Source organism: Streptomyces gobitricini, from assembly GCF_039532985.1.
Lineage (GTDB): Bacteria > Actinomycetota > Actinomycetes > Streptomycetales > Streptomycetaceae > Streptomyces > Streptomyces gobitricini.
Genome location: NZ_BAAASR010000018.1, coordinates 292565 through 318074, shown reverse-complemented (window position 1 = coordinate 318074; position 25510 = coordinate 292565). Strand labels below are relative to the sequence as shown.

Below are 25510 nucleotides of genomic sequence, written 5' to 3'. Positions count from 1 at the left end.
CCGTGAAGGACCTGTCCGTACGCTTCCGGATGCGCGGCGGCCGCCACATCGCCGCCGTCGGCGGAGCGAGCTTCGACCTCGCGGCGGGGGAGTGCCTGGCCCTCGTCGGCGAGAGCGGCTGCGGCAAGTCCGTCCTCGCCTCGGCGCTGCTCGGTCTCCTGCCCGGAAACGCCCAGACCGCCGGTACGGCGGTGATCGACGGCATCGACCTGCTCGCGGCCGACGAACGCGCCCTCACCCGGACGGTACGGGGCCGGCGCGTCGGACTCGTCCCGCAGTCCCCGGCCGCCCATCTCACCCCCGTACGCACCGTCCGGGCACAGCTGGAGGAGACACTGCGCGAACTGGCCGGCACGCCCCGGTCCGAGCTGCGCGCGGCGGCGGTCGCGGCCGCCGAACGCGCCGCCTTCCCGCCCGGCCTGCTCGACCACTATCCGCACGAGCTGTCCGGCGGCCAGGCCCAGCGCGCCGCCACCGCCCTCGCCCTCATCGGCGACGCCCCGCTGCTGCTCGCCGACGAACCGACCACCGGTCTCGACCGCGACCTCGTCGACCGTACGGCCGACGAACTGCGCCGCCACGCGGACGAGGGCCGTGCCCTGCTGATGATCACCCATGACCTGGCCGCCGCCGAGCGGATCGCCGACCGGGTCGCCGTGATGTACGCGGGGCGGATCGTCGAACTCTCCGACGCCCCCCGCTTCTTCGGCGCCCCGGGGCCCCGGCACCCCTACGCCCGGGGCCTGCTCGCCGCCCTCCCGGAGCGCGACTTCACGCCCATCCCGGGCATGCCACCGGAGCTGGGCGCCCTGCCCGACGGCTGCGCCTTCGCCGCCCGCTGTGCCCTGGCCGACGACACCTGCCGGACGGCGCCGCGTTTCGAGGAGGGCGTCGCGTGCCACCACAGCGAGGAGACGGTCCGTGCTTGACCTCGACGCCATCACCGCCGGATACGACCCGGGTGTCCCCGTCTTCCACGGCGCCTCGCTGACCGTCGCCCCCGGCGAGGCCGTCGGGCTCCTCGGCCCCAGCGGCTGCGGCAAGTCGACCCTCGCCCGGGTCGCCGCCCTGCTGCACCGGCCCGAGCGCGGCCGGGTCGTCGTGGACGGCGAGGAGGTACGCGGCTGGCGGCACCGTGCCCCACGGCACCTGCGCACCGCGATCGGCGTCGTGTTCCAGCAGCCCCGCATGTCCGCCGACCCGCGGCTGCGGCTGCGTGATCTGATCGCCGAGCCGCTGCGGGCGACCGGGCGGCGCGACGAGGCGGACGGCCGGGTGAGCGAGCTGGCACCGGCGGTCGGCCTCACCGACGACCTCCTCGGCCGGCGCCCGCACGAGGTCAGCGACGGCCAACTGCAGCGCGCCTGCCTGGCCCGCGCCCTGGTACTGCGCCCGCGCTGGCTGGTCTGTGACGAGATGACCGCGATGCTCGACGCGTCGACGACCGCCGCCCTGGTCGCCGTGGTCGAGACCTACCGTCGCGACCACGGGGCCGGCCTCCTCGCCGTCGGCCACGACCGCGTCCTGCTGGAGCGCTGGTGCGACCGGACGGAGGAATGGGCCGACTGCGTGCGCACGCCGTGACGGGCCGCCGGTGAAGGCGCGACCCCCGGCCCGCACCCGCTCCCGCCGATCTCTGCCCCCCCCGCGCGCTTCCGTCGCTCGGCGGCCCCCGCGTGCGACCGTGCCCGCCGGGGCCCGCCCGGCTCGACGCCCGCGGTGAGGAGCAGGAGCAGGAGCCGGTGGGCCGGGGTCGGGCTGCCCGGCGTACCGGCGGGTGGCGCCCGGGCCGATGCCCGCGGCTCCGTCGGCGGTGCGGCTCCCACGGGGTGACCCGGTGTGTGACCTGCACGGCGGGGGGGCAGGCGCGACCGTATGACCGAGACGTTCAAGCCCGGCGCGTGGGGGACGGACGATCCGCGCGACGAGCTGGCGCGGCTGCGCGACCAGATCCGTCACCTCCGCGCCCAGGCCCGCAACCGTCCCCCGATCGCGGAAGCGCAGGGCATCCTCAAGGAGCGGTACCGGCTGCCCGACGCCGAAGCCGCCTTCGCGCTGCTGCAGCTGGCCTCCCAGCGCTACAACGTCAGGCTGCGCACCCTCGCCCATGCCGTCCTCCGGCTGGACCGGCCCGACCACGGGGCCGAGACGTGGTTCCCCGGCCGGGTGCGGCACCCCGCCCCCGCGCTGGAGTCGCTCGCCATCGACGACGCCTCCCACGCCCACCGGGGCGCCGTGCTGGGCGCGCTCCTGTCCCAGACGCTGGCGATCACCACCACCCACATGGGCAACGTGCAGATCGGGGACCACAGCACGGGCGGGCTGTGGCTGGAGAAGCACGCCGGGCTGAGCGACGACTTCGTGGACTTCTTCGGTTTCGTCGGCGGGGACGGGACCTCATGCGCGCAGGCGGCCCAGGAGGTGGCGCAGGTGACCGTGCGGGACGTCGCCACGGACCCGGTGTTCACGGAGGACGCACGCAGGACGATCCTGGAGGCGGGCAGCCGCGCCGCCCACAGTGTGCCGCTGGTCGCCGGGGGGCGCTGCGTGGGCATGGTCTCCGCCCACTTCGAACGGCCCATCCACGACCTTCACGCCGCCCAGCTCAAGGCCCTGGAGCAGACGGGCCGCGAGGTGGGCCGCTGGCTGGCCTGGTACGACCGCACGGTCGTCCTCGACGCGCTGGAACACCTCCACGCCGCCGCCCGCCACCCCGGACTGAGGCCGGCCCGCCGACGCTGACCCGCGCCGCGCCACTCGCTGGCGTCGCCCGCCGCCCGCCGACGGGGCGGTTTCCGGAGCGGGCCGCGGGGTGAACGGGGGCCGGCGCGGCGGGCACGTACCGGCCAACTCCTGCCCGCAGCACGGCGCTCGGGAGGGCCGGGACCGCATACTCGGTCCCGTTCACCCCCGTTGCTTCCCGTCCCGGAGGCCCCCATGGCGCCGCTGTCCCGCCGTTCCGCCACCCTCACCCTCGCCACCGCCGCAGCCGCCCTCACCCTGCCCGCACAACGGGCGGCGGCGGCGCCGGAGCACCGCGTGCGCCCTGTCCGCCGGGCGCACGCGCACAACGACTACCTGCACCGGCGGCCCCTGCACGACGCCCTCGCCCACGGGTTCACCAGCGTCGAGGCCGATGTCTTCCTCGTCGACGGCGAGCTCCTCGTCGCCCATGAACCCGCCCAGCTCGACCCGTCCCGGACCCTGCGCTCGCTCTACCTCGACCCACTCGCCGCCCGGGTGAGGGCCCACCACGGCTCCGTGTACGCCGGTCACCACCGGCCCGTGCAACTGCTCATCGACATCAAGGCCGACGGCGCCGCCTCCTACCTCGCACTCCACCGCCAACTCGCCCGGTACCGGCGGATGCTGAGCACCTGCGCCGACGGCCGGGTCCGGCTCGGCGCCGTCACGGCCGTCATCTCCGGTGACCGCGCCGCCCGCGCGCCCATGGAGACCCAGCGCGTCCGCCACGCCTTCTACGACGGCCGCCCCGACGACCTGGGCGCCCCCGCCCCCGCCTCACTGATCCCGCTGGTCAGCTCCAACTGGACCCACAACTTCCGCTGGCAGGGGATCGGCCCCTTCCCCGCCGCCGAGCGGGCCGCGCTGCACACCCTGGTCACCACCGCCCACCAGGAGGGCCGCCGCGTCCGGTTCTGGGCCACGCCCGACGCGCCGGGGCCCGCCCGCGACGCCGTCTGGTCCGCGTTGCTCGCCGCCGGCGTCGATCACCTCAACACCGACGACCTGGCCGGACTCGCCCACTTCCTCCGCACCCACGACGAGTAACGGGTCACCGCCAGGTAATACCCGTTCGGCCGACGTGCCGTACGTCCGGACGGCGCCTCCGCTCCGCCAGACTGGCCGCCGAATGCCGCACACCGGGTGCGGTGACTGGCCGAGGAGGGTGACACATGGCCGTATCCATCTCCGTGGTGCTGCTTCTGCTGATCCTGGCGGTGATCTTTCTGCGCAACGGCGGCCTGAAGGTCTCCCACGCGCTGGTGTGCGGCCTGCTCGGGTTCTTCCTCGCGAGCACCAGCCTGGCGCCCACCATCTACAACGGCGTCTCCGCCACGGCCGACGTCGTCAGCGGCCTCAAGCCCTAGCCGGGCCCCGGCCCTGCCACCCCGCCCCGGCCGGTGCCGGACGCCACTGGCAGCAGCTCGCGCGGCGCGGCCCGGCACCACCGCGCGGCCGGACGACGCCCTCAGGGCGCCTCCGGCCGTACGAACACCCCGATCCCGTTCGGCACGGCCCGCTGGGCACCGCCACTGGGATGGTTGAGGACGCTGACCTTCGCCGCCCCCGCCTTCCGGGCCACCAGCGTGGACGACCCGCCGCCGTCCAGGTTGACGGCGTCCGAGGCGCCCAGGTCCCGCATCGCGTCAGCCACTTCGACGACCGTCAGCCCGGTGCGGAACCCCGGTGAACCGTCCAGCGCGAGCAGCAGCAGTCGCTGCCCGGCGTCCCGGATCCCCGCCGCCGTGCGTACCGCCGACGTCACCCGGTCCATACCGCTCAGCGGCTCCCCGCCGCGCAGTACCGGATAGCCACCCACCGCGAAGCGGAAAGCGCTCGTCTCCGCCCCCTGCTCGGCCGCGACGAGCGCGTACGTGACGTCCACCCGGTCGCCGACCGCCAGCCGCCGCAGCTCCGCCGCACCCGCCTCCCGCCCGACCAGCACCTCCGTGTCCGGGCCGATCGCCCCCCGGCCGGGTGACTCCGCGACCGCCACGACCTGGCCGCCGCGCACCGTCACCTCGTACGTCTCGGCGCTGCACGGCGCGTCCCGCCGTGTGTCCGTACCGCAGGTGGCGCGCACCCGTGAGGCGGCGCCCCAGTCCTTGGTGAACACCCCCACCGAGTCCACCGGCAGCGCGTACTGGTTGAGCCCGCCCAGCGGCAGCCCGCCCACCGGCAGTCCGCCCTGCGGCGACGAGACCTCCCCGTCCAGCGCCAGTTCACCGATGCGCGCCCGGCCGTCCTCGCCGACGCCCAGAACGTGGCGGGTGTTCGTGCCGGGCGGCAGAGCGGGGCCGAAACGCTGCCCCACGGGCACGGCGGCCTTCAGCGCGCGCCCCTCCGCCACGGCCGGGCCGACCGCGGCCCCGGTCGCCTCCACACCCGGGTGCTGGGTCTCCGACAGGTGGAAGAAGTCACCGTTGACCCCACCCACCGCACCGGCACCGTCGGCGAGCGTGGACAACGCGGAGCGCGCCGCCACCGCCCCCGGGTACAGCAGGCCCGCCGACACCCGCGCGTCGCTGAGGTCCACCGACAGCAGATGGGCGCGGGCGGTGCCGCGCGAGGACGTGATGTCGAACCACCGGTACTCCACGCCCGGCGCCACCCGCTGCCACGCGGGCGCCGGGGCGGCGGACGGAGCGCTCGTCAGAGAGGCGCCCAGCAAGAACAGCAGAAACAGCGTCAGAAACGCACGGCCGCGCCACACGGTCACAGTCCCCCCACGGTCCAGGGCAACTCCCACAGGTCTCGGAAGAGTTGCCCGGCCCGGGCCGTCCGCGAACCGGCCGATCGCGAACGGATGAGGAAACGTACGCCATTCGGGGCCGCCGGGAGACCCCACTGCTCGGTAAGCACACGGACGCACTGCCGCCGCGGCGGCCACCCGGCCGGCGGAACACCATCGGACCATCCGCCGCCCGCGACCGCCCGCGACCGCCCGCGACCGCCCGCGACCGCCCGCGACCGCCTCGACTCCGCCCCCGACCGCCGCGCCGGCCACAGCGCCGGCTCGGCGGCCACCGGGGCCCGGGTCCCCGCGCGCACCGAGACCTCGTCAGCGTGGCGACACCAAAACCACCCCGCACATGGCGACGACCGGGCCGCCTACCCGACGCGCTGTCACCGGTTCCGCGCGAACCACAGCCGCGCGAAGTCCACCGCCTCGGTGACCTCCACGAGCCGGCACCAGGCCGACCCCACCACCCCGGCCCGTACGGCCCCGCCCCCGTACCGCTCCAGGTCCGCGCCCAGCGCGGCGAAGTCACGGTCGTCGAGCGCGACGTCCTCGTACCGCCACCACCGGCGTACTCCGCCGTCCCGCACCACGCAGCGGTACGTACGGCGCGGCGGCCGGGCCACCCGGTACTCGCCGAGATGGAAGGCGGTGCACGTACCGAACCCGGTGCCCAGTATCAGGATCCGTCCCCGCAGGTCGTACAGTCGTGCCAGCGGCGAGTCCTCGCCCAGATGGCAGTCGGGGCGGTGCGCCGAGACCACCTTCCGGGCGTGCGTGCCCAGGGCGGCGAACGACGTCTGCGGGTGCGCGCTGCGCACCGCGCCCGGACTCCTCCGGACGATCTCCGGCAGCACCCCGAGCCCGGCGTCGCACGGCATGGTCTCCGCGTCGTACGGCGCCATCGCCGCCCGTACGGCCGCCCGCTCCGCCGCACCGAGCCCCCGCACCCGTTCCCGGTAGGCGTACGAGGTATCCGAATTGCGCGCCGTGAACGCCGGGACCACCACCGTGCCGTCCGGGCCGAGCGCCCCGCGAACCGCGCGCAGCACCGCTTCCCCGCCACCCGCCACCGGGCCCACCGCCCGTAACGACGCGTGCACCAGCAGGAAACCGCCCGGCTCCACACCCAGCTCGGCGAGGTGCGCGCCGAGCCGGCGTTCCGTATGAGGCCCAGTCCCGGTCAAAGCCGCTCGTTTCCATCCGCCGATGGCCGTGGGCGCCCATCGTAGAGCCTCCCGGCGCACCTCGTCGGCCCCGGAAAGCGGCCAATCCGAGGCGCCGTCAGAAAAGCGTCAGGACGCGGCGCCGCCCCGTCAGCACCGCGTGAACGACGCTCCACCGGCCGGGCCGACGGGCGTACCGTCGGAGCACGCCCCGGCGGCCTCCCCGCGCCGGGGCACCTCCCCGCGCGCGGCGCGGGGGCCTCAGACCCGCGCCGCCGTCCGCGCCTTGGAGATGACCGTGTCCAGGAGGGCGAGCAGGGCTTCCCGGACGTCGGCGCGGGCACGCGCGTCGAGCATCAGGACGGGCGTCCCGGGGTCACGCAGGTGAAGGGCGGCCCTGATCTCCCCTTCCGTGTACGGCTGTTCGCCGTGGAAGCAGTTGGCGCCGACCACGAACGGCAGCCCGCGGCTCTCGAAGAAGTCGACCGCCGCGAAGCTCCGGTCCAGGCGACGGGTGTCGACCAGCACGATCGCCCCGAGCGCCCCGTTCAGCAACTCGTCCCACATGAACCAGAAGCGTTCCTGGCCCGGCGTACCGAACAGGTAGAGGACGACCCCCGCGTCGTCGAGGGTGATGCGTCCGAAGTCCATCGCCACGGTGGTGGACGCCTTCGACTCGATCCCGTCGAGGTCGTCGACCCCGACCCCGGCGGCCGTCAGCCGCTCCTCCGTACGGAGGGGTTCGATCTCGGAGACCGTCTCCACCAGGGTCGTCTTGCCGACGCCGAAGCCCCCGGCGACGAGGATCTTGACGGGGGCCGGTTCCTGGGCGGGGGTGTCATATCCGGGCAAGGTTGTCCCTGATTCTCATGAGCAGATGGACATTGGTCGTCTCGGCCCCCTCCAGGGGCGGCCGGTGGTGGATCAGGCCGCGGTCCGCGAGCTCACCGAGGACGAGCGTCATCGGGGTGAGGCGCATCCCCATCCGCGCCGCGATCTCGGCGACCGCCCGCCCTTCCGGCGGCGGGCACAGGGACAGGACGGCCCGCCACTCGGTCGGCAGCCCCTCGTGGGCGTCCTCGGCGACGGCCGCGGTGATGGTGGTGTCCATCGTGAGGACGGTGTGAGCCGCGGCTGTACGGCCATCGGTCAAGGCGTACAGCCGCGTCCTGCGACGGCTTCCGCGCTGCGGCTCGTCGGACATTACGACGTGGCAGTCTGCGTGCGCTCAGGTGTGCCCAGCCATTCGCCCAGTGCCTGCGCGGTCCGTACGGCCTCGCCGCCGAGCTCCCCGAGCCGCGCCTTGCGGGAGGTGACGACGATCAGCGTGCTGCCCTCGCCGCAGCCGACGATGCACAGATAACGGTCGTCCATCTCGACCAGCTGCCGGATCACCCGGCCCCCGTCGATCTCGCGGGAGATCGCCTTCATCGTCGACGCGATGCCGGAGGAGGCCGCGGCGATGCGCTCCGCCTGCGGGCGGTCGAGCATGTACGCGCTCAGTTTGATGCCGTCGTTGGACAGGAGCACGGCTCCCTGGATACCGGCGATCCGGCTCAGGTTGTTGTCCAGAACGCTGAAGATCATGTCGTTGGATGTCGTCGTCATGGCTGATCCTGTCGGAGTTCGTTTTCCACTGTCCGGGTGCCCTGCTCGTAGTCGTCCCAGGCGTCGGCCACCTCCTGGGGCGTCGCCTCGTCCGGGGTGACCGCCGTGTCCGTCGCGCGCGGTTCGCGCAGTTGCTCGGCCATATGGGTCTGCGGTACGCGCTCGGGAAGGGCCGGGCGCGCGGCGCCCGTGCCCGGCCGGTCCAGGGCGGGCCGGCCGGCGGTGAGCGGCTGCGGTGCCCGGCCGGCCGGCGTCCGAGGGGCCGGGGTCCGTCTGACCGGCAGCGGGTCCGCCATGCGCAGCACCGGCGCCGGCCGGTCCTCCCCGGAGCGGCGGGGAGCGGGCGGAACGGCTGCCACCGGAGCGGCCGCGGGCTCGCGCTCGCGCTCGGGCGCGGACTGGGGCTCGGGCGCGGACTCGGGCTCGGGCTCGCGCTCGGTCGGGACGAGGAGATCCCGGGGGACGATCACCACGGCAGACGTGCCGCCGTACACCGAGCGGCGCAGCGTGACGGTGGCCCCCAGCTGGTCGGCGAGGTGGCCGACCACGAAGAGGCCCAGCCGGTGCGCGTTCTCGGCCAGGACGGAGTACGGCGGAGCGGAGTGCAGGCGCCCGTTCATCTCCGCGTACGTGGCGGCTGTCACGCGTGGGCCGCGGTCCTCGATCTCGACCGACAGACCGTCGGCCACCAGTTCGGCGCGGATGACGACCTTCGAGCGCGGCGGGGAGAAGCGGGTGGCGTTGTCCAGCAGCTCCGCCAGGAGGTGGCTGATCTGGCTGATCACACGCGGTTCCACGCTGACCTCGTCCAGGGCCTGCCGGTCGATCCGCCGGAAGTCCTCGACCTCCGCCGCGGCCTCGCGCAGCAGGTCGGCGACGCGCATGGGCTCGGTGTGCGGGTCGGGGATCTCGCCGCCCGCCAGGATGAGCAGGTTCTCGATCTGCCGCCGCATGCCCACCGTCAGCTGGTCGGACCTCATCAGCTGGGCCAGCAGCGCCTCGTCGCCACCGAAGGTGTCCTGGAGTTCCTCGGTGAGGGCCAGCTGCCGGCTGACCAGGTTGCCGGTACGGGAGGCGATTCCGGCCGCGAACATGCCGAAGCCCTGCCGCTCGGCCGCCAGCTGCCGGTGGCCGTCCACGGACACGGCCACGACCCGGGCGAACGCGTCACCGACCCGCCCCACCTCGTCCGACTCGCCGACGACCGCCGGCAGCGCCTCGTCGTCGACGGGCCGGCCCTGCTGCAGCCGGGCCAGCACGCCGGGCAGGGTCTCCTCGGCGACGGCCACCGTGCGTCCGTGCAGCACGCGCAGGCGGCGCAGGACCGAGCGGGTGGCGAACACGACGACGAGCGTGACGACCAGCAGCGCTCCGCCGCTGATCGCGATCAGCCAGGTGACCTGGGCCTCGAGTTCCGACGCCTTGGCGTTGCCGTGCGCGTGCAGCGCCCGCACCCGGTCGGTGTTCAGGGCGTCGAGCCGGACCGACCAGACCTTGTGCGCCGCCGCCCAGCCGTCGATGGCGCGGGGCAGCTTCACGCCGGCGTCGCCGTCGTTGTGGTCCGACAGGACCGCGTTCTCGACGCGGGTCTTGGTCTGCCAGGCGTCCGAACCGCTGAGCGTCGTGAAGCGGCCGCCCTCCTCCGGCGGGAGGAAGGGCACGATCCACCGGTCGTACAGATGGCGGTGGGCCCCGACCGCGTTGACGAAGTCGGCGAACCGACGTGTGGTCAGCTCCCTGGACGGCCCCGCCAGCGCCAGGATCGTGTCCTCCAGAGCCGCCATCTCCGCGGCCGAGAACATGGTGACGACCACACGGCTCTCCTGGGTGAGGCCGGCGTCGTCCGTGTGGCTGAACCCGTCCTCGAAGTAGCGGATCATCTGGCCGATCAGGTCGCTGTAGAAGACGACCAGGCTGTCGACGCTGCCGATCCGGGCGTCCGCGCGCTCCCGGTGGGCGTCCAGGTCGTCGAGGCCCTTCATGATCTCCAGGAGGCGACGGTCCGTCTCCTCGGTCCCCGAGCCCGCGGCGGCCGACGAGCGGCGGAAGGCGTCCGCGGCCGCGTCGGTGGCCGCGCGCCGGGTGCGGACGGTGTCCTCGGGGACACGCGTGCCCGCCCACCGCGCTGCGGTCGTCGTCCGCTCGGCCTGCATCTCGACCATGAGCGTGTGCAGGGGGAGGCCGACCCGCTCGCCGGCCGCCACGTCGGCGCGCAGGTGCTCCGACTGGGCCAGCAGCCGTTCCGCGGTGACGGCGACCTGTGTACCCATCGCCATGGTGGGGACCAGCGCCAGCAGGATGAGCATCGTGCGCAGGCGCACGGTGCGCCGCCGGCGACGCACCGGCGGAGCGGATGGACCTTCGGGTTCTTTGGGAGACATCGGCCCTCGGGAGCGGGGAGCGGGGAGCGGAAATCGGGGACAGGCCGGCGGCCGGGACCGGCACAGCCCAGGGTGAGGGCGTGGGGGACGGCCGGACCGGCTGCGGTGACGCGTGCGGGTGCCGATCATAACCAGCCAAGTCGGGTAACGGAGAGGTTGCTTCCGACTTCAGGACGTGGTATTTGGTCCGGGCTCGCTGCGGAAAAGAGGCGCTGTCGGCAGCCAACCGGCTGGAGGCGGCGCGATGTTGCGGAAGCGGCGAGGAGGGTAATTCGGCCACTTATGGGCGTTCAGGCGCGGTTCGGCCGGTGGCTCGCGAAGAGCCACCGACCGGGACAGGGCTGTCGGGGACGGAGGGTTCAGCCGTTCAGCGCGGCCGACACGACCGACCTGGCCTCCTCCTGTACACGGGCCAGGTGGTCGGGGCCCAGGAACGATTCCGCGTACACCTTGTAGACGTCCTCGGTACCCGAGGGCCGGGCCGCGAACCAGGCGTTGTCGGTGGTCACCTTGATGCCGCCGATGGCCGCCCCGTTCCCCGGCGCCTCGGTGAGCACGCCGGTGACCGGCTCCCCGGCGAGGGTGTCGGCCGTCACCTGGGACGGGGAGAGACGGCCCAGGACGGCCTTCTCCTCACGGCTCGCGGGCGCGTCGACCCGGGCGTACGACGGCTCTCCGAACCGGGCGGTGAGCGAGGCGTACTGCTCGCTCGGCGTGCGGCCCGTCACGGCCAGCATCTCGGACGCCAGCAGCGCCAGGACGATGCCGTCCTTGTCGGTGGTCCACACCGATCCGTCCCGGCGGAGGAAGGACGCGCCGGCGGACTCCTCACCGCCGAAGCCGAGCGACCCGTCTGCCAGCCCGTCCACGAACCACTTGAAACCGACGGGCACTTCGACCAGTCGCCGCCCGAGGTCGGCGGCCACCCGGTCGATCATGCCGGACGACACCAGGGTCTTGCCGACGCCCGCGCCGGCCGGCCACTGCTCACGGTGGCGGTACAGGTAGGCGATGGCGGCGGCGAGATAGTGATTGGGGTTCATCAGGCCGCCGTCGGGGGTGACGATGCCGTGCCGGTCGGCGTCCGCGTCGTTGCCCGTGGCGATCCGGTACCGGTCCCGTGCCTCGATCAACGACGCCATCGCGTACGGGGACGAGCAGTCCATCCGGATCTTCCCGTCCCAGTCCAGGGTCATGAACCGCCAGGTGGGGTCGGTTTCCGGGTTCACCACCGTCAGGTCGAGCCGGTGCTCCTCCGCGATCCGGCCCCAGTACGCGACCGACGCGCCGCCCAGCGGGTCCGCCCCGATCCGGATCCCCGCCGAGCGCACGGCGTCCAGGTCCAGCACCGACGGCAGGTCGGCCACGTACGAACCGAGGAAGTCGTACCGCCCCGTGGTCGGCGCCGCCAGCGCCCGGGCGTAGGTCAGCCGCCGAACGTCCTTCAGGCCGCCCGCCATGATCTCGTTGGCCCGCTCCTGGATCCAGCCGGTCGCCTCCGAGCCGGCCGGCCCGCCGTTCGGCGGGTTGTACTTGAACCCGCCGTCGGCCGGCGGGTTGTGCGAGGGCGTGACCACCACGCCGTCGGCCCGCCCGGAGGCGCGCCCCCGGTTGTGGGTCAGGATGGCGTGCGACACCGCGGGGGTGGGCGTGTACCCGTCGGCCGCGTCGATGAGGACGGTCACGCCGTTGGCGGCGAAGACCTCGACGGCGGTCACCCGGGCCGGCTCCGACAGCGCGTGGGTGTCCGCCCCGAGGAACAGCGGCCCGTCGATGCCCTGCCCGGACCGGTACTCGCAGATCGCCTGGCTCGTCGCCGCGATGTGGTCCTCGTTGAAGGCACCGTTGAGCGAGGACCCGCGGTGCCCGGACGTCCCGAAGGCGACCCGCTGAGCCGGTTCCGCCGGGTCGGGGTGCAGGGCGTAGTACGCGGTCACCAGCCGGGCCACATCGATGAGGTCCTCCGGCCGCGCCGGCCGCCCCGCGCGCTCGTTCGGCATCCGTCCACTCCTCCATGTCGGTCGGGAATCCCGTTGGTGCGATCAGTGCAAGAGCGATGATCGCCCGTCGATCGTGTTTCACACGACTGCCCCTCCGGACGGCTCCGCGAGGGCGTTCCCGAGGGGCATGCCCAGCCCGGCGCAGGGCACCCGCGTCGCATGGCGATTTACCGAAAGTTGGCACGTCCGCTGCTGGCCTCCACGTTCCTCACCGGAGGGCTGCGCACCTTGCGCGACCCCGGGGCCGTGGCCCCGGCGGCCGAACCGGTCACCCGGCCCCTCACGGCACGGATAACGGCACTGCCCGACGATCCCGCGCGACTGGTACGCGTCAACAGCGCCGTCCAGGTCGGTGCGGGCCTGCTCTTCGCCACCGGCCGCCTGCCGCGGCTGTCCGCGCTCGCCCTGGCCGCCGGCCTGGTCCCGACGACCCTCGCCGGACACGCCTACTGGACGGAGGAGGACCCGGAGGAACGGGCGCGCCAGCGGATCCAGTTCTTCAAGAACCTCTCCCTGCTGGGCGGCCTGCTGATCGCTGCCGCCGACACGCACGGCAAGCCGTCCCTCGCCCACCGTGTGAGCAACGCCGGTTAGCGGCCGGCCGGACCTTCGCCGGCCGGACCTTCGCCAGCTGGACCTTCGCCGGCCGGCGGGGGAGGCGTCATCGCCCACCGGATCGTCCTGGTCAGCGCGTGCCCGGACGCCCGGACGACGGTCTCCTCGACCCCCGGGAGACGCGGCACGCCGAGCGGCCGCCGCGCCCACGGCGGCAGGGTGGCGACCGCGTTCGCGGCGAGGACGGCGTACGGGGGCCGGGCGATCCACGGCAGGGGCGGGCGCAGCAGGATGAACCGGGCCGCCTCCCGCGCCTCCCGCGTCGCGCGCAGTTCCGGACGGTACGCCTCCAGCCGGCCGGCCAGCGCGGCCAGGTCACGCGGGGGATCGACGACCCCGAGGGCGGCCGCCACGCGCGCGGTGTCGGCGACGTACGCGTCGCAGCCGGCGGCGTCCAGCGGATGGGCGCCGTAGCGCTGGTGGGCGGTGAGGAAACTGTCGACCTCGGCCACGTGCACCCAGGCCAGCAGGTGCGGGTCGGCGGCGTGGTAGGGCTCTCCGGCGGCGGTGGTCCCGCGCACGCGCTCGTGCACCGCCCGTACCCGCTCCACCGCCCGCCGCGCGTCGTCCGCGGTGCCGTACGTCGTCACGGCGAGGAACGTGCTGGTGCGCTGGAGCCGCCCCCACGGGTCGCCCCGGTAGCCGGAATGAGCGGCCACCGCCGCCATCGCCAGCGGGTGCAGCGACTGCAGCAGCAGCGCCCGCAGCCCGCCGATGAACATCGAGGCGTCGCCGTGGACGGTCCTGATCGGCCGCTCGGGGCCGAACCAGCGCGGTCCCGGCGTGCCGTGTATCCGGGCGCGGTTGACCGGGCCGGCGGGCCCCGCGACACGGGTGAACAGACTGCGGCCCAGACGCCCCCGAAGAGTGTCCATGCAGCCAGTATCCGCCCGCCGCACGGGGCGCCGGGCGGGTCCGGCGGGTCACTGCAGGGCGTGCACGGCCGCGGCGAACACCGGGGGCATCCGGGCGGCCGCCGGAACGACCAGCCGCGCCGTGTCCCGCCGGCAGCCGACCCGCACCAAAGCCCCGGTCAGCAGCCGGTGCCGGCGCGACAGCCGCCGCCACTCCCGCTCGTACGCCCCGGGCCGCCCCGCCCGCAGGCACCGCACCGCCGCCTCCGCCGACGCCAGCGCCAGCGACACGCCCTCGCCGGTCAGCGCGTCCACGTACCCGGCCGCGTCCCCGACGAGCAGCACCCGGCCGGCCACCCTGGCCCGCACCCGCTGCCGCAGCGGCCCGGCCCCCCGCACCGCGCTCACCGTCGCTCCCGGGTCCAGACGGGCCGCCAGCTCGGGGAAGTGGCCCAGGTGCACGTCGTACGGACGCCTCGCCGTGCTCAGGAAGGCCACCCCGACGAGGTCGTCCGCGACCGGCGTCACATACGCCTCGCCGTTCCCCGTCCCCGACCAGTGCACCTCCACGAAGTCCGACCACGGCGCCGTCCGGTAGTGCCGCCGCAGCCCGAACCGCCGGGGCCGCCGGTCCGGCAGCTCCAGGCCGAGGGCGTGGCGGACGGGGGAGTGCAGGCCGTCCGCCGCGACGAGCCACCGCGCCCGCAGCCCCGCCGCGGTCACCGCGTCCGTGCCCTGCCGTACGCCGTCGACCCTGCCGGTCAGGAACCGCACACCCAGGTCCGCGGCCCGCCGGGCCAGCGCGTCGCTCAGGACGGTCCGCCGCACGCCCAGCCCGGTGCCGTCCCGGAACCCGGCCTCGGCCCGGTGCGGACCGTCCACGTACCGGATGCCGCGCAGCGGGTGACCGGCCGGGGCGACGCCGAGCGCGGCGAGGGACAGCACCCCGCCCGGCATGACCCCCTCGCCGCACGCCTTGTCCACCGGTCCGGGACGCGGCTCGACCACGACGGCCTCCATACCGCTCAGCGCCGCGTGGATCGCCGTGGCCAGACCGGCAGGCCCGCCGCCCGCCACCAGTAGGTCGATCACCGGGCCGCGCCCCCCGCCCCGCTCGGCACCGGTGTGCCGGCGGCGTCCGGCGACCCGCCGAGCGCCGCCTCCTCGCAGCGGATCCGCACCACGAGCAGCGCGGCGTTGGCCACCGTGAACAGCACGGCCGTCAGCCACGCGCCGTGCGCCAGCGGCAGGGCGATGCCCTCGGCCACCACCGCCACGTAGTTCGGGTGCCGCAGCCACCGGTAGGGCCCGCCGGACACCAGCGGCAGCCCGGGCACCACGAGCACACGGGTGTTCCAGCGCGGCCCCAGCGTCCGCACGCACCACCACCGCAGCCCCTGCGCCGCGACCACCAGGGCCAGCATGGTCCAGCCGAGCGCCGGGTGGAACGGCCGGTCCAGCGCCCGCACTTCCGCCAGACACCCGACGAGGAGACCGGTATGGAGCACCACCATCACGGGATAGTGCCCCCGCCCCCACTCCACCGCGCCCCGGGCGAGACTCCAGCGCGTGTGGCGACGGGCGACGACCAGCTCGACGAGCCGCTCCACGCCGACGACCAGGACCAGCAGGACGTACCAGACCACGTGACTCTCCCGTTCTACCAGCGCAGCAGGACCAGTTCGGTGCAGAAGCCCGGGCCCATGGCGAGCAGTACCCCGGGGGTTCCCGGCGGCGGGGCCGCGGCCAGGGTGTCGCGCAGGACGTGCAGCACGGAGGCCGACGAGAGGTTGCCGACGTCCGCGAGCGAGCGCCTGCTGACGTCGAGGGCACCGTCCGGCAGGTCGAGCGCCTCCGCGACCGCGTCCAGGACCTTGGGGCCGCCGGCGTGACTCACCCACGCCGTCACGTCACGGCGGCTCAGGCCGTGGTCGGCGAGGAAGCCGTCGACGTCGGCGGCGAGGTTCTTGCGCACCAGGTCCGGCACGGCGGGATCGAGGACGACACGGAAGCCCGAACCGGTGACGTCCCAGCCCAGCAGCCGCTCGGTGTCCGGGTACAGACGGCTGCGCCCGGCCACCACGCTCGGCCCACCGCCGCCGGCACCACCGCCGGCCGTCGTGGCCGGCTGCCGCCGGGCACCGCACGCGACGACGGCCGCGGCGCCGTCACCGAAGAGCGCGGTCGCGATCAGCTGGGCCGGTGAGGTGACACCCCGCTGGAGGGTCAGCGAGCACAGCTCCACGGAGAGCAGCACGGCGACGTCGTCCGGCCTCCCCAGCAGGTAGTCGTGCAGGCGGGAGAGCCCGGCCGCACCGGCCACGCACCCCAGGCCGAAGACCGGCAGCCGTCTGACGTCCGGCCGCAGCCCGAGCGGACCCACGAGCAGGGCGTCCACGGACGGCGCCGCGATGCCGGTCACCGACGTGAAGACCAGCAGGTCCACGTCCCGCGCGGACAGACCCGCCGCGCGCAGTGCTCCCGCGACCGCCTCGGCGCCCAGCTCCACGGCGCCGGCGATGAACGCGTCGTTGGCCGCGCCGAAGCCGTCCAGCTCCCCGTACCGGTCCAGCGGGAGCGCCGTGTGGCGCGAGCGCACCCCGGTGCCCTCGTGCAGCCGGTCGAGCGCGCGCCGGTCGGCCCCCTCCGGCAGGCAGTGCCGGGCCGCCATGTCGGCGAGGTCCCGCTGGGTGTGCCGGTGCGGCGGCAGGACTCCGTGCACGGCTGCGATCCGGGTCATCGGCGCTCCAGGACGGGGACATCGGTCACCCATGTGTGCCCTCGTGCCGTGTCGCCGTACCGCATGTTCGCCCGTTGGGCGCCGTGGCCGCCTACGCTCGGCCCGTGGACGTCACCGAACAGCCCGTCCCGGCTCGTGCCGGTGCCGTCGGCGGCCTGCTGACGGCCTGTCACCCCGGCCCGGCCGCGGCGGTCACCGTGCTGGTGACGGTGCTGGCGGCGGCCGCCGGGCACGACGGGCGGGGCTCTCTCGTGGTCGCCGCCGCCGTGCTGGCGGGCCAGCTGTCGGTCGGCTGGTGCAACGACGCCGTGGACGCCGCGCGGGACCGGGCCACCGGGCGGCACGGCAAACCGGTGGTGTCCGGAGCCGTCGGCGAGGCGACCGTCCGGGGCGCGGCCGGCGTGGCGCTGGTGCTCGCCGTACCGCTGTCCCTCGCCTGCGGCCCGCTCGCGGGGGGTGTGCACCTCGCCGGTGTGGGCGCCGCGTGGGCCTACAACCTGGGCCTGAAGGTCACGGTCCTCTCCTGGCTGCCGTACGCGCTCGGATTCGCCGCCCTGCCCGCCTTCGTCACGCTGAGCCTGCCGGGCAGCCCGTGGCCGGCCTGGTGGGTGGTCGTCGCGGGGGCGCTGGTCGGGGTGGGCGCGCACCTGGGCAATGTCCTCCCGGACATCGGCCACGACCTGACCGTGGGGGTACGCGGGTGGCCGCAGCGCCTCGGTCCGGCGCGGGTGCGCCTGCTGCTGCCGGTGCCGCTGGTGGCCGCCTCCCTGCTCCTGGCCCTCGCCGGGCCGCGGCCGGGCGGCTCCGGCCCTGTGAGTGCGGCGGCGGTGGTGACGGCCGTGGTGACGGCCGTGGTGGGTGCCCTGCTCGGCCGCCGCCGGACCCGGGTGCCGTTCGCCGCGGCCATCGTGGTGGCGGGCATCGACGTGGTGCTGCTGGTGTGGCGGGGCGCCGGGATCACCTGACGCCGGTGCCGGAGCGCCGGCGGCGCGTGCGGGCCGGGCGTCCGGGGGGCGGGCTCACCCCTCGTCGGTCCCCGGTTGCCCGAGCCGGACGAGGAAGTACCTGACCAGGCGGGCGGCGGTCACGGTGCCCAGAAGCTGCACCCGGCCGCTGCCGTCGCGTTCGACCACCGCGACCAGCGGACTGTGTGTGCGGGCCATCAGTGCCGCCACCTCCATCGGCGTGGCGTCGGGCCCGGCGTACGGGGGCGGGAAGAGCCGGCGCGGCACCCATTCGGCGACCGTGAGACCGGCCAGCCGCTCGGTGATCTCCGCGTCGACCCGGTCGCCGACGGAGGAGGCGAGGAGCGGGTCGTCGATCGCGTACGACGGGACCAGCTGCCGCAGGAGCTGGGAGCCGGGGACGATGGCGTGCGGCAGGCCGTCCGTGTCCAGCACCAGCAGGGCCGGCAGGGAGTTCTCGGCCAGCAGCCGGGCCGCGTCGAGGGCGTCGTCGTCCGTAGTGACGTACGGATAGGGCTCAGCCAGATCGTAGGCACGCATGTTGGCCCACCTCACCACGGGGACGGGACGCCTCCACGACTCCAACCTAGGCCCGGCGGCCGAGCCACGCCTGTCGGGGGCCCGGGGTCCTGCCCGGCCGGGGCCCGGCCGGACGAGGTCCCGCCCGGACGCGTCAGGCGCGCGGGGGGTGCGGTTGCGCGGCGCGTTCCGCCTTCTGCTCCTTGATCCGTACCGCTTCCTTGCGGACCTCGGCCTGGACCGTGCGCTCACGCACCAGCCACTCGGGGCTCTCCGCCTTCAGCGCCTCGATCTGCTCCGTGGTGAGGGGGTCGGTGATGCCGCCCCGCGCGAGGCCGGAGATGGAGACGCCGAGCCGGGCCGCGACGACGGACCGGGGGTGCGGGCCGTCGCGGCGCAGCTCGCGCAGCCACTCGGGCGGATCGGCCTGGAGCGCGGTGAGCTCGGCTCGCGAGACGACACCCTCCTGGAACTCGGCGGGGGTGGCCTCGAGGTACACACCCAGCTTCTTCGCCGCCGTGGCGGGCTTCATCGTCTGGGTGGTCTGGTGCGACTTCATGTGTCAAGGGTATCGAGCGTGTGCACGACCTCCGACCACGCCCGGTAACCTGGCGGGGTGACAGGCTCGGATGCATCCCCTTCGTTCCGGCTCGCCTACGTCCCGGGTGTGACGCCGACCAAGTGGGTGCGCATCTGGAACGAGCGGCTGCCCGACGTCCCGCTGACCCTTGTGCAGGTGCCCGCCGCCGATGCGGCCGGCATGCTGCGGGCCGGCGACGTCGACGCGGGTCTGGTGCGGCTGCCCATCGACCGCGCGGACCTCAGCGCCATCCCCCTGTACACCGAGGCGACGGTGGTCGTGATCCCGAAGGACCATCTCGTGGCGGCGGTGGACGAGGTGTCCGCCGAGGACCTGGCCGACGACGTCGTCCTGCACCCGCTGGACGACACCCTCGGCTGGGAGCGTCCGCCGGGGCTGGAGGCGATGGAGCGTCCCGCCACGACGGCGGACGCCGTCGAGCTGGTGGCGGCGGGCATCGGACTGCTGGTCGTCCCCCAGTCGCTGGCGCGCCTGCACCACCGCAAGGACCTCACCTACCGCACGGTGACGGACGTCCCGCAGTCGCGCGTGGCGCTGTCGTGGCCGGAGGACCGGACCACCGATCTGGTGGAGCACTTCATCGGGATCGTGCGCGGGAGGACCGTCAACAGCACGCGCGGGCCCCAGGCCCCCGCCCGTTCCTCGGGCGAGCGCCCCGACAAGAGCGGTGCCGCCCGGCGGAAGCCCGCCGGGGCCGGCCGGCCGGCGGCCAAGAGCCCGCGCGGCGGCTCCGGCGCCCCCAAGGGCGGCAAGCGGGGCAAGCCCCGGCGCCGTTCGTGACCTGACGGGGCGAGTGGTCCGTACCAAACCCTTGACAGGGGGTTCGCTCACTTCTTGAATCACGGAGTGAACTAACCCCTGATCGGCTGGACTCGGGCCTTTGCTTGTCATGTGCGCGTCATGATGGCCCGTCATTCCCAGGACCCGTCATTCCCAGGAAGGGAGAGTCATGGACTCCCCACGGTTCCTCCGGCGTCTGCTGCTGCCCCTCACCCCCCTCCTCACCCTCGCGGCACTCTCCACCGGACTCGCCCCTGCCCCTGCCCCTGCCCCTGCCCCGGCTCCGGCCCTGGTGCCCGCGCCGGCGGCCGCCGTGGCCGCTCCCACCGCCGTGACGTTCTCCGACGACTTCGACGGACCCGCCGGCTCCGCCGTCGACGGCGCGAAGTGGCAGACCGAGACCGGCGACAACGTCAACAACCACGAGCGGCAGTACTACACCGCCGGCAACCGCAACGCCGCCCTGGACGGCCGGGGCAACCTGGTCATCACCGCCCGCCGCGAGAACCCGGGCGACTACCAGTGCTGGTACGGGCGGTGCGAGTACACCTCCGCGCGGCTCAACACCGCCGGGCGGTTCACCACCACCTACGGCCGGGTCGAGGCCCGGATGAAGGTCCCGCGCGGGCAGGGCATGTGGCCCGCGTTCTGGATGCTGGGCAACGACATCGGTCAGGTCGGCTGGCCCGCCTCGGGCGAGATCGACGTCATGGAGAACGTGGGCTTCGAACCGTCCACCGTCCACGGCACCCTCCACGGCCCCGGCTACTCCGGCTCCGGCGGCATCGGCGCCGGGTATACCCTGCCCGGCGGCCAGGCGTTCGCCGACGCGTTCCACACCTTCGCCGTCGACTGGAGCCCGGGCGCCATCACCTGGTCCGTCGACGGCACCGTGTACCAACGGCGCACCCCGGCCGACCTCGGCGGAAAGCAGTGGGTCTTCGACAAGCCCTTCTTCCTCATCCTCAACCTCGCAGTCGGCGGCTACTGGCCGGGGGACCCCGACGGCAGCACCGTCTTCCCCCAGCAACTCCTGGTCGACTACGTCCGGGTCACCAGCGGCGGCGCTCAGCCGGGCGGCGGCCCCATCACCGGCACCGGCGGCAAGTGCGTGGACGTGGCCGGCGCCAACAGCGCCAACGGCACGCCCGTACAGCTCTACGACTGCAACGGCACCGCCGCGCAGCACTGGACCGTCGGCTCCGACGGCACCATCCGCGCGCTCGGCAAGTGCCTGGACGTGACCTCGGGCGGCACGGCCGACGGCACGCCCGTCCAGCTGTGGGACTGCAACGGCACCGCCGCACAGCAGTGGGCCGTTCCCGCGGCCCGGGACATCGTCAACCCCCGGGCGGACAAATGCCTCGACGCCACGGGAGGCGCCACCGCCAACGGCACCCGGCTGCAGATATGGACGTGCACCGGCGCCGCCAACCAGAAGTGGACCGTCACTCGCTGATCACGGACGTTGTTCGCTCTCGCCCCAGCCGCCACCTGGCGGGTCGCCTGCCGCGACCTCTGAGCGGGAGCGCCGACGGTGGGCGCTCCCGTGCACCTCAGCGCCGGGCGCACGCCCAGGCGCCCATGCCCTGCATCGCCGCGAGCCTCCGGGCCGTGGCGATCTGCTCGGCCTTGGTGGCCAGGTCCGCCCGCGGCGCGTACCGGAGGCCGCCCGCGGCCACCCAGCTGGACTGCTTGAACTGCAGGCCGCCGTAATGTCCGTTGCCGGTGTTGGCGTCCCAGTCGCCGTTGGACTCGCACTTCGCGATGGCGTTCCAGTCCACGTGTCCGCCAGGGCGTGGCGCGGCGGCCTGGGCGGCGGGGGCGACGAGCATCAGGGCGGCGGAGGCGCACAACGCCGCCGCGGTGAGCCCGCCGAGGGTGCGTCCGCTGCCGGTCCAGCTGGTGTGACGGTGCATCAGGTCCCTTCGGGTCGGTCGTGCCCACCCCTGGCAAGGGGCCGGCCGGGTGACTACGACCGTAGGGTCCGGTGCCGCACGCGGCACGCGGTGTTGCGCCCATCGGGTCCACGGGCCGCGCGGGCCGTCGTACCGGCGGGGCCTGACGGCCGGTCACCGCCCGGCCGGGTCGCGTACTCCGTGACGCGTTCCCCCGGCTCCGGGCGCCGGCGCGGGACCGGGCCGCGTGGAGGTCGTCGCGCGGCAGCCGGGCCGCGTCTCCGCGGTCGACAGCGGGTGGCCGGGGGCGACCGCCCCGACCAGGACCAGGCTCGGCACGCTCGGCAGGCCCGTCGCCGCCGGAAGCGTCGGCCCGGAGAGTGCCGGGCCCCCGCGGTAATCCCGTGCGGCGATTCGTACGCGCGGGTCCACGGGAACGGCCGCCTCCCCTTCCTACTGTGATCGCATGATCCGCATGTCCTTCCTGCCCCGGCGCGGCCGCCCCCGGCGTAAGAGGCGCCCCGGCCACCTGGCGGCGGCCGCGGTCTTCGCCATCGGTATGGCCGGGACGACGCTCCCCACCCCGCTGTACGGCCTGTACCGCCGGGAGCTGGGGTTCTCCGAGCTGATGGTGACGGTCGTCTTCGCCTCCTACGCGGTGGGAGTGATCCTCACCCTGCTGCTGGCCGGCAACCACTCCGACGTGGCGGGGCGGCGCCCGGTCCTGCTGTGCGCGCTGGGGTTCGCCGCCGCGAGCGCGGTGTGCTTCCTGCTCGAAGGCGGCCTGCCCGCCCTCTTCGCCGGCCGGGTGCTGTCGGGGTTCTCCGCCGGTCTGCTGAGCGGGGCGGGTACGGTCACCGTGCTGGAGCTGGCGGCGCCGGGGCGGAAGTCCCGCGCGAGTCTCGCCGCAACGGCCGCGAACATGGGCGGCCTGGGCTGTGGTCCGCTGCTGTCGGGGCTGCTCGCGCAGTACGCCCCCCTGCCGCTGTCCCTGCCGTTCCTGGCCCACCTCGCGCTCGTGGCCGGGGCCTGCGTGATCGTCCTGCTCCTGCCGGAGACCGTCCCGGACGCACGGCCGAGGGTCCGGCCGAGGCCGCGGGGTCTGTACGTGCCCGCACGGGTCCGGGGCGTCTTCACGCCCTCCGCCCTCGCCGCCTTCGCCGGGTTCTCACTCCTCGGCCTGTTCACGGCCGTGGCGCCGAGCTTCGTCTCCCACACCCTCGGCATCGGCAACCTGGCCGTATCGGGGCTGGTGGTCTTCTCGGTGTTCCTCTCCTCCACCGCCGGCCAGTCGCTGACGGGGCGGGTCCCGGTACGGACCGCCCTGCCGCTGGGATGCCTCGTACTGGTGGGCGGTCTCCTCCTGGTGGGCGCCTCCCTGTGGGCCGGGTCCCTGGCGCTGCTGGTGGGCGGCGCCGTCTGCGGCGGGCTCGGCCAGGGCCTCGCCTTCCGTGCCGCCCTGACCGCCGTGGGGGACGCGGCGCCCCCCGCGCACCGGGCGGCCACCGTCTCCTCGTTCTTCGTCGTCGCCTACACGGGCATCTCCCTGCCGGTCGTCGGCGTCGGGGCCCTCACGATGTGGCTCGGCCTGGAACGTGCCGGGCTGACGTTCACCGCCTGTGCGACCCTCCTCGCCGCGGCCACCGCGCTCCACCTCGTACGAGCGCCACGTGACGACTCGCGGTGACCGGCGCCTCGGATAGGATGATTTTTCAGTATGTGAGCCCATGAGCCGGCGTCACGCCTCGGTGGTGAGGTCATCACATTGGACACGCACGAGTCGAACAGTGGTGCACCGGACCAGCCCCTGATCGCGGCGGGGTACGCGGGAGTGCTCCGCGACCTGCTGCCGATCGCGCTGTGGCGGACCGACGCCGACGGTCATGTCGTCGAGTGGTCGCTGGCCGCGCGGGACGTGCTGGGCCATCCGCCGACGGAGATCCTCGGCAGGCACGCCAAGCCCGTACTCGTCCCCGAGGCCCACTGGGAACTGGCCGAGCGACTGGCCCGGAGGGTCCGGGCCGGCGACGCCGTCGTCGCCACGCTCCCGGTACGGCACCGCGACGGCCACCTCGTGCCGATGGAGATGTGGATCTGCCCGGCCGCCGACCGGCGGGGCCGGACGGGCATCCTGGTCATCGCCGTCGAGACCTCCGAGGTCCTGCACATGCGCGACTCGCTCGCCGCACTGCAAGGACTCTTCAGCCAGTCACCCATCGGCCTCGCCCTCCTCGGCCCCGACCTGCGTTTCCTGCGGGTCAACGAGGCGCTCGCCCGGATGAACGGCGTCCCGGCCCGCGACCACCTGGGCAAACGCCTCGGCGAAGTCGCCCCGGGCATCAACGCCGCCGCGCTGGAGGCGGTGATGCGGCAGGTCCTGGAACGGGGCGAGGCGGTCGTCGACGTCCGCCGCACCGGCCACACCCCGGCAGACCCGGGACGGGAACGGACCTGGTCCTGCTCCTACGCGCCGCTGCTCGACGGCGCCGGCCGGCGGCTGGGCGTCGTCGCCTCGCTGATCGACATCACCGACGGCCAGCGGGCGCAGGTCGAGGCCGAGCGGGCACGCCACCGCTTCGCCCTGCTGGCGGAGGCGGGCACCCGGATCGGCACCACCCTGGACCTGCGGCGGACCGCCGAAGAGGTGGGCCACGTCCTCGTTCCCCGGCTCGCCGACTCCGCCGACGTACACCTGCGCGAAGAAGTCCTGGAACCGGACGAGGCCACCGCGTCGACCCACGGAGTCGTCCGCCGGGTCGCCATCACCTTCAACGACCCCGCCGCCCCGGCCGAGGCACTGGCCGCCGGCCTGACCTACCGGATACCACCCGGGTCGGTGTACGAGCGGGTCATCGCCGAGGGACGCCCCATCAACCTGTACCAGACGGACATCCCCGCGCTGGTCACGGATCCCCGCGAAGAGCGCCTGCGCACCTACCTCGGCACCCGCCTCGGCTCGGCGCGCCTGGTCCCGCTGGTCGCCCGTGGCAAGGTCCTCGGCGCCGTGGTGGTGACGCGCACCCGCAGCCGGGAGCCGTTCGACGATCAGGACTGCGTGCTCATCGACGAACTCGTCGCCCGGGCGGCGCTCAACATCGACAACGCGCTCATGTACACGAGCCAGCGCGAGGCGGCGCTCACCCTCCAGCGCAGCCTGACCAGCAGCGCGCTGCCGGACGTGGCCGGCCTGGAGCTCACCGGGCGCTACCTTCCCGCCAGCGACCACGAGGTCGGCGGCGACTGGTTCGACGCCATCGCCCTGCCGCGCGGCCGGACGGGCCTGGTCATCGGGGACGTCATGGGGCACGGGATCCACGCGGCAGCCGTCATGGGACAGCTCCGCACGGCGGTACGCACCCTGGCGCGCCACGACGTCCCACCGGCCCGCATGCTGGTCTCCCTGGACGCCGCCGTGGCCGATCTCGGCGACAACGAGATGGCCACCTGCGTCTACGCCGTCCACGACCCGGCCACCGGGGAATGCGTGATCGCCCGGGCGGGACACCCACCGCCCGCCGTGACCGACGCCCGGGGAGCGGTCACCTTCCTGGACGGCCCACCCGGTACGCCCCTGGGGACGGGGGTGCGGGACTTCCGGACCGAACACGTGCCGCTGGGCCCCGGCAGCCTCCTCGTGCTCTACACCGACGGCCTCATCGAGGCCCGCGACCGGGACCTCGACCAGGGCATGGAACAGCTCGCCGGGTCACTGCGCCACCCCGAACGCCCACTGGACGAGATCTGCGACCGCCTCCTCGGCAGGCTGCTGCCCGTCGCGGCGCAGGACGACGTGGCGGTGCTCCTCGCCCGGGCGGGACGGACCCCCGGCGCGCCGACGGGCCGAACAGCCGGTCACGACCACCCGCACCATTCCGAACACAAGGTGCGGGGGTGGTGA

General features: G+C 74.5%; 24 protein-coding genes and 1 pseudogene. 11 read left to right on the top strand and 14 right to left on the bottom strand.

All coding sequences use genetic code 11. The annotated features are described in order from the left end of the window. The first annotated feature begins 29 nt into the window (after window positions 1-29). The 5 genes from ABD347_RS16845 to ABD347_RS16825 all read left to right on the top strand — a co-directional run bounded on the left by ABD347_RS16845 (window position 30) and on the right by ABD347_RS16825 (window position 4112). The gene (locus tag ABD347_RS16845; protein WP_344362395.1) at window positions 30-929 is read left to right on the top strand and encodes an ABC transporter ATP-binding protein; all 900 of its coding nucleotides are present in this window, start codon (window positions 30-32) and stop codon (window positions 927-929) included. Then, complete coding sequence (locus tag ABD347_RS16840) at window positions 922-1584, top strand: ABC transporter ATP-binding protein (protein WP_344361885.1); 663 nt, start codon at window positions 922-924, stop codon at window positions 1582-1584. The genes ABD347_RS16845 and ABD347_RS16840 overlap by 8 nt, the downstream gene beginning before the upstream one ends. Window positions 1585-1875: 291 nt before the next feature. Next, a complete protein-coding gene (locus tag ABD347_RS16835; RefSeq protein ID WP_344361884.1) occupies window positions 1876-2742 on the top strand; it encodes an ANTAR domain-containing protein in 867 nt (288 codons plus the stop codon). Between the two features lie 195 nt (window positions 2743-2937). Then, on the top strand, window positions 2938-3792 hold the full coding sequence (locus tag ABD347_RS16830; protein ID WP_344361882.1) for a phosphatidylinositol-specific phospholipase C/glycerophosphodiester phosphodiesterase family protein: 855 nt from the start codon (window positions 2938-2940) through the stop codon (window positions 3790-3792). Between the two features lie 125 nt (window positions 3793-3917). Continuing rightward, complete coding sequence (locus ABD347_RS16825) at window positions 3918-4112, top strand: hypothetical protein (RefSeq protein ID WP_344361880.1); 195 nt, start codon at window positions 3918-3920, stop codon at window positions 4110-4112. A 101-nt stretch (window positions 4113-4213) separates the two neighbouring features. On the opposite strand, the gene ABD347_RS16820 is transcribed toward ABD347_RS16825, so the two are convergent. The 7 genes from ABD347_RS16820 to pgm form a co-directional block, all read right to left on the bottom strand. Continuing rightward, window positions 4214-5464: a phosphodiester glycosidase family protein gene (locus ABD347_RS16820; RefSeq protein ID WP_425575673.1), complete on the bottom strand. Its 1251-nt coding sequence runs from the start codon at window positions 5462-5464 to the stop codon at window positions 4214-4216. A 407-nt stretch (window positions 5465-5871) separates the two neighbouring features. Then, on the bottom strand, window positions 5872-6672 hold the full coding sequence (locus ABD347_RS16815) for an AAC(3) family N-acetyltransferase (RefSeq protein ID WP_344361878.1): 801 nt from the start codon (window positions 6670-6672) through the stop codon (window positions 5872-5874). 240 nt (window positions 6673-6912) lie between these two features. Further along, window positions 6913-7503, bottom strand: coding sequence for a GTP-binding protein (locus ABD347_RS16810; RefSeq protein ID WP_344361876.1), 591 nt, complete (start codon window positions 7501-7503; stop codon window positions 6913-6915). Continuing rightward, a complete protein-coding gene (locus ABD347_RS16805) occupies window positions 7490-7855 on the bottom strand; it encodes a DUF742 domain-containing protein (RefSeq protein WP_344361873.1) in 366 nt (121 codons plus the stop codon). Before ABD347_RS16805 ends, ABD347_RS16810 begins: the two co-directional genes overlap by 14 nt. Further along, window positions 7855-8259: a roadblock/LC7 domain-containing protein gene (locus ABD347_RS16800; protein ID WP_344361870.1), complete on the bottom strand. Its 405-nt coding sequence runs from the start codon at window positions 8257-8259 to the stop codon at window positions 7855-7857. The genes ABD347_RS16805 and ABD347_RS16800 overlap by 1 nt, the downstream gene beginning before the upstream one ends. Beyond that, the gene (locus tag ABD347_RS16795; protein ID WP_344361868.1) at window positions 8256-10601 is read right to left on the bottom strand and encodes a sensor histidine kinase; all 2346 of its coding nucleotides are present in this window, start codon (window positions 10599-10601) and stop codon (window positions 8256-8258) included. The genes ABD347_RS16800 and ABD347_RS16795 overlap by 4 nt, the downstream gene beginning before the upstream one ends. 398 nt (window positions 10602-10999) lie before the next feature. Beyond that, complete coding sequence (gene pgm / locus ABD347_RS16790) at window positions 11000-12640, bottom strand: phosphoglucomutase (alpha-D-glucose-1,6-bisphosphate-dependent) (RefSeq protein ID WP_344361865.1); 1641 nt, start codon at window positions 12638-12640, stop codon at window positions 11000-11002. Between the two features lie 159 nt (window positions 12641-12799). Between pgm and ABD347_RS16785 the strand changes: the two are divergent. After that, window positions 12800-13216 (top strand): annotated as a pseudogene (locus ABD347_RS16785) (DoxX family protein); the annotation flags it as partial. Between the two features lie 14 nt (window positions 13217-13230). On the opposite strand, the gene ABD347_RS16780 reads toward ABD347_RS16785, so the two are convergent. The 4 genes from ABD347_RS16780 to ABD347_RS16765 are packed head-to-tail and all read right to left on the bottom strand — an operon-like array spanning window position 13231 to window position 16849. Beyond that, window positions 13231-14130 (bottom strand): oxygenase MpaB family protein, encoded by a 900-nt coding sequence (locus ABD347_RS16780; protein WP_344361863.1) that lies wholly within the window; start codon window positions 14128-14130, stop codon window positions 13231-13233. Between the two features lie 48 nt (window positions 14131-14178). After that, a complete protein-coding gene (locus ABD347_RS16775) occupies window positions 14179-15201 on the bottom strand; it encodes an NAD(P)/FAD-dependent oxidoreductase (protein WP_344361862.1) in 1023 nt (340 codons plus the stop codon). Next, entirely contained in the window at window positions 15198-15755 is a 558-nt protein-coding gene (locus tag ABD347_RS16770) for an isoprenylcysteine carboxyl methyltransferase family protein (protein ID WP_344361861.1), read from the bottom strand. Before ABD347_RS16770 ends, ABD347_RS16775 begins: the two co-directional genes overlap by 4 nt. 14 nt (window positions 15756-15769) lie before the next feature. Beyond that, on the bottom strand, window positions 15770-16849 hold the full coding sequence (locus tag ABD347_RS16765; RefSeq protein ID WP_344361859.1) for a type III polyketide synthase: 1080 nt from the start codon (window positions 16847-16849) through the stop codon (window positions 15770-15772). A gap of 104 nt (window positions 16850-16953) precedes the next feature. Between ABD347_RS16765 and ABD347_RS16760 the strand changes: the two genes are divergently transcribed. Further along, window positions 16954-17814 carry a UbiA family prenyltransferase gene (locus ABD347_RS16760; RefSeq protein WP_344361857.1) on the top strand — a complete coding sequence of 287 codons (861 nt, stop codon included), beginning with the start codon at window positions 16954-16956 and terminating at the stop codon, window positions 17812-17814. A gap of 54 nt (window positions 17815-17868) precedes the next feature. Here the strand turns inward: ABD347_RS16760 and ABD347_RS16755 are convergent, their stop codons facing one another. Continuing rightward, complete coding sequence (locus tag ABD347_RS16755; RefSeq protein ID WP_344361855.1) at window positions 17869-18354, bottom strand: CBS domain-containing protein; 486 nt, start codon at window positions 18352-18354, stop codon at window positions 17869-17871. A gap of 133 nt (window positions 18355-18487) precedes the next feature. Further along, window positions 18488-18892: a DUF5997 family protein gene (locus tag ABD347_RS16750; protein ID WP_344361853.1), complete on the bottom strand. Its 405-nt coding sequence runs from the start codon at window positions 18890-18892 to the stop codon at window positions 18488-18490. A gap of 57 nt (window positions 18893-18949) precedes the next feature. On the opposite strand from ABD347_RS16750, the gene ABD347_RS16745 reads away from it, so the two are divergent. Then, window positions 18950-19714, top strand: a complete 765-nt coding sequence (locus ABD347_RS16745) for a LysR family substrate-binding domain-containing protein (protein ID WP_344361851.1) — start codon at window positions 18950-18952, stop codon at window positions 19712-19714. A gap of 169 nt (window positions 19715-19883) precedes the next feature. Beyond that, a complete protein-coding gene (locus ABD347_RS16740; protein ID WP_344361849.1) occupies window positions 19884-21173 on the top strand; it encodes a ricin-type beta-trefoil lectin domain protein in 1290 nt (429 codons plus the stop codon). Window positions 21174-21270: 97 nt separating this feature from the next. Here ABD347_RS16740 and ABD347_RS16735 read toward each other — a convergent pair whose 3' ends face one another. Next, entirely contained in the window at window positions 21271-21633 is a 363-nt protein-coding gene (locus ABD347_RS16735; protein WP_425575672.1) for a transglycosylase family protein, read from the bottom strand. Window positions 21634-22078: 445 nt separating this feature from the next. Between ABD347_RS16735 and ABD347_RS16730 the strand changes: the two genes are divergently transcribed. Together ABD347_RS16730 and ABD347_RS16725 are read left to right on the top strand one after the other, a co-directional pair. Next, the gene (locus ABD347_RS16730) at window positions 22079-23299 is read left to right on the top strand and encodes an MFS transporter (RefSeq protein WP_486388598.1); all 1221 of its coding nucleotides are present in this window, start codon (window positions 22079-22081) and stop codon (window positions 23297-23299) included. A 78-nt stretch (window positions 23300-23377) separates the two neighbouring features. Continuing rightward, complete coding sequence (locus ABD347_RS16725; RefSeq protein ID WP_344361847.1) at window positions 23378-25510, top strand: SpoIIE family protein phosphatase; 2133 nt, start codon at window positions 23378-23380, stop codon at window positions 25508-25510.